Consider the following 7,280-nt stretch of genomic DNA (forward strand, 5'->3'; position numbering starts at 1 on the left):
TATAGGCCGTGTAGAAATCGCCGCCGACCAGGAACCAGGTGATGATCGTGCCGAACCGCCGGCCGCCCAGGCCCCATTCATGGAGCTGCGTCATGTCGCCGGCGCGCCAGCGGGCCGCGAAGAAGCCGATGACCGTGACCAGCGCGAAGAACAGGATGAAGACGCAGAGCGCCGTCCAGTTGATCGTATCGCTCATTTGACCTTCCTATAGACAAGGTAGATCAGCAGCGACGTCAGCGGCACCCACGCGAACTGATACCAGTAGAAGAACGGAAAGCCGGCGATGGCCGGTTCCTTCGCGTTGTAGAACGGCAGCCAGAGCAGCGCGATATACGGCAGCAGCAGCCCCCATAGCCACACCCCACCAGACTTCTCGGGATTTCCTCGAATATTCACGTTGCCTCCCCTCAAGAAAAACCTTGCCCTTGCGAAGAACGGCCTCGTCCCGAGAGCATCGATCGGGTCGGAGTGCGGCGGGCAGGATGATTGATTGGGCCCCAGGTTACAGGGTCATTCCCGATCCGCCTCCCCCTACCTTCGTTCATTCCATGGGTTGGGGGTCTGGCCGCCGGGAAACGATCGCTGCCATGCGACGCCGCGCGTCGTCGGGTCGACAGGGCGGCAGCCAAAGGGACCGCCAGAGGTCCGCATCTCGATGCAACGGATAATTGGCCCGGAGGGACAATAGTTCACGCCGGCTCAATATCTGCGCGCGCATGGTTCGATCGAGAACAGTCGAACCCTGCCCAACGATCGCCACCGCCCTGTAAGGCCTGATGCGGGATGGCGGAGGATATCGGGTGCAAGGAGCCCGGGTAGCCAGAGATGACATTGCCAGTATGCCAGTCCAGCTCTCCGATGCCGGTCGACGATATCGAGCGGCTGCGGTCGCTCGACCGCTATCGGATTCTCGATACGGAGCCGGAAGAAGCGTTCGAGCGGATCACGACGCTCGCGAACCGCATACTGGGCGTGCCAATCTCGCTCATCTCGCTCGTCGCCGAAGATCGGCTGTGGTTCAAGTCGCACAATGGTATCGACGCCACGGAAATGCCGCGCGAGCAGACGTTCTGTGCGCACGCCATCATGAGCGACGAGCTCTTGGTCATCGAGGACGCGCTGGAGGATGCTCGCTTCCGGCAGAACTCGGCAGTCATCGCGGCACCCAACATCCGCTTTTACGCCGGGGCACCGCTCAAGGCGCCCGACGGTCACCGGCTCGGCACCCTGTGCGTGATCGACCAGGTCCCCCGCGTGCTGACCGCAGCCGAATGTGAGGTCCTCGAGGATTTCGCGGCGATCGTCATCGACGCCATGGAACTGCGCCTCGCCGGCCTGCGCGCGCTCGAGGAGATCGCGGAGCGGCAGCGGCTGGCGGACGAACTGCGGGATGCGGCACGCCTTTCGGAAGAGGCCCGCGCCGCTGCGAATGCGGCCAACAAGGCGAAGTCCGAGTTCCTCGCGAACATGAGCCACGAGATCCGCACGCCGTTGAACGGCATCATCGGCATGAACGGCTTGCTGCTCGGCACGCAGCTCTCCACCGAACAGCACAAATACACCGAGGCCGTGCGGTTTTCCGCCGACGCGCTGTTGGACATCCTCAACGACATCCTCGACCTTGCCAAGCTGGAGGCCGGGCGTCTCGAGCTCGAGGCCATCGATTTCAGCCTCGAGGCGGTCGTCGAGGATGCGGTCGAGCTGATGGCGGCGAACGCACGCGAAAAGGGCCTCGAAATCGCCGCTTGGCTTGACGAGACCGTGCAGCAGCCGCTCCGGGGCGATCCGACGCGGCTGCGCCAGATCCTGCTCAATCTCGTGTCGAATGCGATCAAGTTCACCGACTGTGGCTCGGTAGTCGTCGAGGTTCGCGCGACGGAGGCCGGTCCTGGCCACATCGGCCTCCGCATCGAGGTGCAGGATACCGGTGCGGGCCTGTCCGACGCGACCAAGGCACTGCTGTTCCACAAGTTCCAGCAAGGGGACGGCTCCGTCGCCCGGCGCTTCGGCGGCACGGGGCTCGGGCTTGCCATCTGTCGTCAACTGACCGAGCTCATGGGCGGCGAAATCGGCGTCGCAGACCGGGCCGGCGGCGGCACGATCTTCTGGCTGTCCCTCGTCCTGCCGCGCGGCGAGGCGAAGCCGGCCGTGCGGCGCCGGGCGGCGCCGGACCTGGCCGGCACGCGCGTGCTGATCGTCGACGACGACGACGTGAACCGGCTCATCTTCGCCCGCCAGCTCGCAGCGCAGGGCGTGCTGACCGACGAGGCGTCGGACGGTGCCACCGCACTCGCGATCCTGCAGGCGGCGGTCGAAGACGGCGCCCCGTTCGACGTCGTGCTGACCGATCGGATGATGCCGGCCATGTCGGGCGACCTGCTGGCCGCGACTATCCGCCAGTCGGCCGGCTGGCCGCAACCGAAGCTGATTCTGGCCTCTTCCGTCGGCGCGCCCGCTGGAAATGCGGCCGCCCTGGGCTTCGATGCGATCCTCGCGAAGCCGGTCCGCCGCAAACAGCTCGTCGACTGTCTGGCTCGGATACTGAGCGGGCGAACCGGACCGGAACCGGATGTCGCCAAGGCACCAGTCACCCCGGCCGGCAGCATCCGTGGCCGGATCCTGATCGCCGAGGACAATACCATCAATCAAGAGGTCGCCCGTGCTCTGCTCGAGCGGGCGGGTCATTCTATCGATCTGTGCAGCGACGGCGCCCAGGCGGTCGCCGCCTGGGCCGCCGGCGCTTACGACCTGATCCTGATGGACGTGCAGATGCCGGTCTTGGATGGGCTGGCAGCGACGCGCGAGATCCGCCGGCACGAACCGCCGGGTCACCGGATCCCGATCATCGCCCTGACCGCCAACGCCATGCGGGGGGATGCCGAACTGTGCCTCGAAGCCGGGATGGACGATTATCTCTCGAAACCGTTCGATGCCACCCAGATCCTCACGGTCATTGGCCGCTGGCTTTCCCCGCCTAAAGCGGAATGAGATTAGGTCGGGTTCCCGCGCTTTGTCTGCTTGGTGGACCGGTCGTCCGTGCGGGCGACCTCGATTTCCCTCAGCTCCAACATCGCCGTGACGATCTTCGGTGGGTTTACGCCGTTTGTCGCGGCATGGCTGAGTACTTGGCCGGTGCGCGTAGCTACGTGCGGCTCCGATCTATCCGGCCGCGAATTCCTTGCGCAAGGTCGGGAGGATCCTCTCGGCGAGGATGTCGATCTGCTCCAGAACGGCCTTGAGCGGCAGGCCGCCGCCGTCGATGAAGAACAGCTGCCGCCCGTAGTCGCCAAAATGCGCGCGAAACCCGAGTGTCTTGTCGATGACCTCCTGTGGGCTACCGACAGTGAGCGCGGTCCGACCGGCAACCTCTTCCAGAGATCCGGCGCCCTGATAGACCCGCATGTTATGGAAGAACGGCCGATACTCGCGCATTGCATCCTGGGAGTTCGGGCGGACGAAGATCTGACCGCCGACGCCGACCACGGCCTGCTCGGCGGTGCCGTGCCCATAATGGGCGTAGCGCTCTCGATATAGAGCGGCCAAACGGCCGAAATGGCTCACCGGGCCGAATAGGTTGTTGGAGAAAAAGCCGTCGCCGTGAAGGGCGGCCTGATCGGCCACGTCAGGGTTTCGGACAGACCCATGCCAGACAAAGGGCGGTTTGCCATCGAGCGGGCGAGGCGTCGACGTGAAGCGATCGAGCGGCGTGCGGAACCGGCCGCGCCAAGAGACCGCTTCCTCCGTCCACAAGCGGCGGAGCAATGCGTAGTTCTCGACCGCGAGTTCGTCGCTGGTCCGAATATCATGACCGAACCAGGGGTACACGGCCGCCGTATTGCCGCGGCCGAGCATCAGGTCGAGCCGACCGTCGGCGAGATGCTGGAGCATCGCATAGTCCTCGGCGATCTTGACCGGATCGTTGGTGGTGATCAGGGTCGTCGACGTCGATAGCGTGATCCGGCTGGTCCGTGCCGCGATGTAGGCGAGCAGCGTCGTCGGCGAACTCGGCACGTAGGGCGGGTTATGGTGCTCGCCGATCGCGAACACATCGAGGCCGGCCTGCTCCGCATGGATCGCCGCCTGGGCGATCGCCTTGATGCGGTCATGCTCGCTGGGCGTGGTTCCGGTCAGCGGATTGGGCGGGTTTTCGCCGACGCTGAAGATGCCGATCTGCATGATTTTCCTTCAAGCTATCGCTAAATCCGGCCAGGTCCGGTGGCCGGTGCCCAAGGCGCTTTCCAAGGCCACGGCGATCCGCAGCAGCCGATGGTCTTCGCCGAAGCGGCCGGTCAGTTGCACGCCGACGGGCAAGCCCAGGCAATCGAACCCGGCGCGGATCGCGCAAGCGGGCAATCCCGTGAGGTTTTGGGTAGCGCAGAAGCCGATCACCGCGGTCCGCAGGTCCAGGGATCGACCGTCATGATCGACCCGCTCCAAGTCGCTGCCGATGCAGGGCGGGGGCACGGCCGAGACGGGGCTGAGCAAGACGTCGGCGTCGGCCAGCAAACCGCAGAGTGCCGCACCGAACGCCGCCCGTCGCTCGGCCGCTTCGACATAGTCAGCGAATTGGTATTGCCCGGCGAGTTCGAGGCGAGCGCGGACGTCGGGGCTATAGTCCGCAGCGCGCGCCGGATAGAGCCCGAGCTTTTTTTCGTGCAGGATGCGGGCTTCGGCGTTCAAGGTCGGTGCGAGAATTCGATAGGGGTCTGGACGCTGATGAAGCGGCCAGCGCGTCTCGAGCACGCTCGCACCCAGCCCACGAAGACATGAGCATACTTGGGCGAAGGTGTCGGCGTGATCGCCGACCAAGGCCACCGGATGCAATTCATCGACGACGAGAATCCTGACGCCGCGCAGATCGGCCGTCTCCGGCTTGGGCAGCGTCCCTGCGGGGGCGCATGTTCCATCGAGAACCGACAGGATGCCTTGAAGGTCGGCCGCCGATCGTGCCATCGGACCGACATGGTCGAGCGAGGGCGCCAAGGCAAAAGTGCCGGTGCCGGGCACCCGGCCGCGGCTCGGCTTGAGCCCGGCGGTGCCGCAGAAGGCCGACGGAATGCGGATCGATCCACCGGTGTCGGTGCCCAGCGCGATCGGCACCAGGCCGGCGGCCAGGGCTGCAGCGGATCCACCGCTCGATCCGCCCGGAATCCGGGTCAAATTCCAGGGATTGCGCGTCTGCCCGTGCAGGGAGCTGCTCGTCGTCAAGCCCCACGCGAATTCATGGGTCGCCGCCTTGCCGACCAGAATGGCGCCGGCAAGACGCAGCCGGGCGATCGCCGTCGCATCGGTCGTCGGAACATTGTCGCGATAGAGGACGGAGCCATAGGTCGTGCGGACGTCCGCGCTATCGAGCAGATCCTTCGCGACGAAGGGCAATCCGTCGAGAGGGCGGGCCGTTCCGCTTTGATAGCGGCGTTCGGAAGCCCGCGCGTCCTGGATCGCCCGATCGAGGCACAGAGTGGTCAGTGCATTGATCGTGGGATTGATCGCTTCGATCCGCGCCATCGTACTGCGCAGGGTATCGACCGGCGAAAGTGTCTTGTCTCGGAACAATGCCAGCAACTCGGTCGCGGATCGGGCAGGCGGCAGCGTCACCACAGGGACCGGATGAGCTCTTCGAAGAACTCGGGGCCGAGTCCATCCAGGCGCGCACAATCGTCCGGGAAGTGGTGCCGGACCAGCGCCGCTATTCCTGGGGCCAAAGCTTGGTCGATGCCGACGTCGCGCAACCGATAGGGCAGGTCCAGGTTGCGGACCAAACCTTCGACGACTTCGGCTGCGGCTTCCGGCTGATCCTGGCCGGGCGCCAGAACGGCCGAGATTCTAGCAACCTTCGCCGGTTCGGTTCTGGCGAACGCCCGCAGGACCGGCGCCAATGTGATGCCGGAGGTCACGCTATGGGCAATGCCATAGGATCCGCCCAGCACGTAGCCGATCCGGTGACTGAGTGCGACGCGGATCGTCGCCGGCGCGAAATAGCACATCCAGGCGGCCAGTTGCGCCTCGAGCCGGACGGCAATATCTCGCGGACGAGGCGAGCGCAACGCGGCCGCCATGCGGGCGATCCCCTCGAACGCGACCAGGTCTGTAATCGGCCGATCGCCGGGCAGCAGAATGCCTTCGATCGCATGATCCAACGCCTTGATGCCGGAGCTGAACCAGAGGGTATCCGGTGTCGACAAGGTCAGTTCCGGATCGAGGAAGATCAGGCGCGGCGTGACCACGGGGTCGGCGTATGCGCGCTTGTATGGCCCGCGATCGCCTTGTTCGAGCACGCCGTAGACGTGGGCGAATTCGGCGCCCGACAAGGTCGTCGGCATCGCGATGATGTCGGGTGCGGTACCGGAATTCTGAGCGATGCGCGCGGCCAGGGCCTTTGCCGCATCGATGACGCTGCCGCCGCCGAAGGCGATCAGCACGTCGGCACCGGTCTGGGCAACCATGAGCTGGGCGGCATCGAGCGCCGACACCGGCACATGAGCGGGCAAATCGTCCAGCATGCCGGCAAACCGATCACCCAGGATGCGTTGCAGGCCGCGGACGTGCTCGCCCTGGCGCGTCAGGCTGGCGGTCGTCAGCAGGAAGGCGCGCTTGGCGCCCAATCGTGCGAGTTCTTCCGGCAGGCTCGACCGACAGCCCGGCCCCCAGATGACGCTGCGGGTCGGTAGGGTATCGTGCCGTCCCGCTCTCGGCGCGTCGAGGATAGGGGAGGCGGGAATCGGGGATGGGATCATCTTGTCTACTCGGAGATCGGCTCGAGTTTCGCGGCCATCTCGGCCTGACGGTCTTCCATCCGGGGCGGAAACTTCAGATCGCGGCCGAGGGTTTCCCAAGTCTCGTCCTTCAGCCAGCCCTTTTCATGGGTCACAGCGGCTTCGAACAGGGCGCCCGATGGCGTGCGGACATAGATCGACTTGAAATAGTTGCGGTCCTTGATCTCGGAAACGTCGACGTATCCCTGACCCTCGAGATGCAGCTTCAAGGTTTCCTGGATCGTCAGGCCGGGCAGATCGAACGCGATGTGATGGACCGTGCCGGGCGAATAGCTCCAGCTGCCCTGCGCACGATCGGGCTCATGCAGGACTTCGAGCATCCGGCGCGCCTTGCCTTCGCCCACCATGAAGCGGGTCTCGCAGCCATCCGGCCCCTGGTTCTCGAAACCCATGCCTTCGGTCAGAAAGGCCGCGAACTGGGGCAGGTCGCGGGCGGAAATGGCGACGGACCACATGCCTTGGATGGCGGCCGTGGCCGGCACGCCGCCCTTGGTCCAGACACCG

General features: G+C 65.4%; 5 protein-coding genes and 2 pseudogenes. 1 reads left to right on the forward strand and 6 read right to left on the reverse strand.

The features are described 5' to 3' along the window. Together VGV37_RS29885 and VGV37_RS29890 are read right to left on the reverse strand one after the other, a co-directional pair. Positions 1 to 196: pseudogene (locus VGV37_RS29885) on the reverse strand (sodium:solute symporter); the annotation flags it as partial. Next, positions 193 to 396, reverse strand: coding sequence for a DUF3311 domain-containing protein (locus VGV37_RS29890; RefSeq protein WP_326883531.1), 204 nt, complete (start codon positions 394 to 396; stop codon positions 193 to 195). The gene VGV37_RS29890 and the pseudogene VGV37_RS29885, both read right to left, overlap by 4 nt. Before the next feature lie 462 nt (positions 397 to 858). Between VGV37_RS29890 and VGV37_RS29895 the strand changes: the two genes are divergently transcribed. Further along, the gene (locus tag VGV37_RS29895) at positions 859 to 2,988 is read left to right on the forward strand and encodes a response regulator (protein ID WP_326883532.1); all 2,130 of its coding nucleotides are present in this window, start codon (positions 859 to 861) and stop codon (positions 2,986 to 2,988) included. Positions 2,989 to 3,159: 171 nt separating this feature from the next. Here the strand turns inward: VGV37_RS29895 and VGV37_RS29900 are convergent, their stop codons facing one another. The 4 genes and pseudogenes from VGV37_RS29900 to VGV37_RS29915 form a co-directional block, all read right to left on the reverse strand. Then, positions 3,160 to 4,176, reverse strand: coding sequence for a CE1758 family FMN-dependent luciferase-like monooxygenase (locus VGV37_RS29900; RefSeq protein WP_326883533.1), 1,017 nt, complete (start codon positions 4,174 to 4,176; stop codon positions 3,160 to 3,162). 9 nt (positions 4,177 to 4,185) lie between these two features. After that, positions 4,186 to 5,598: an amidase gene (locus VGV37_RS29905; protein ID WP_326883534.1), complete on the reverse strand. Its 1,413-nt coding sequence runs from the start codon at positions 5,596 to 5,598 to the stop codon at positions 4,186 to 4,188. Then, the gene (locus VGV37_RS29910) at positions 5,595 to 6,737 is read right to left on the reverse strand and encodes an iron-containing alcohol dehydrogenase (protein ID WP_326883535.1); all 1,143 of its coding nucleotides are present in this window, start codon (positions 6,735 to 6,737) and stop codon (positions 5,595 to 5,597) included. The genes VGV37_RS29905 and VGV37_RS29910 overlap by 4 nt, the downstream gene beginning before the upstream one ends. Before the next feature lie 5 nt (positions 6,738 to 6,742). Next, positions 6,743 to 7,280, reverse strand: a pseudogene (locus VGV37_RS29915) (hypothetical protein); the annotation flags it as partial.

This window comes from Aliidongia sp., from assembly GCF_035943795.1.
Classification (GTDB): Bacteria; Pseudomonadota; Alphaproteobacteria; order ATCC43930; family CGMCC-115725; genus Aliidongia.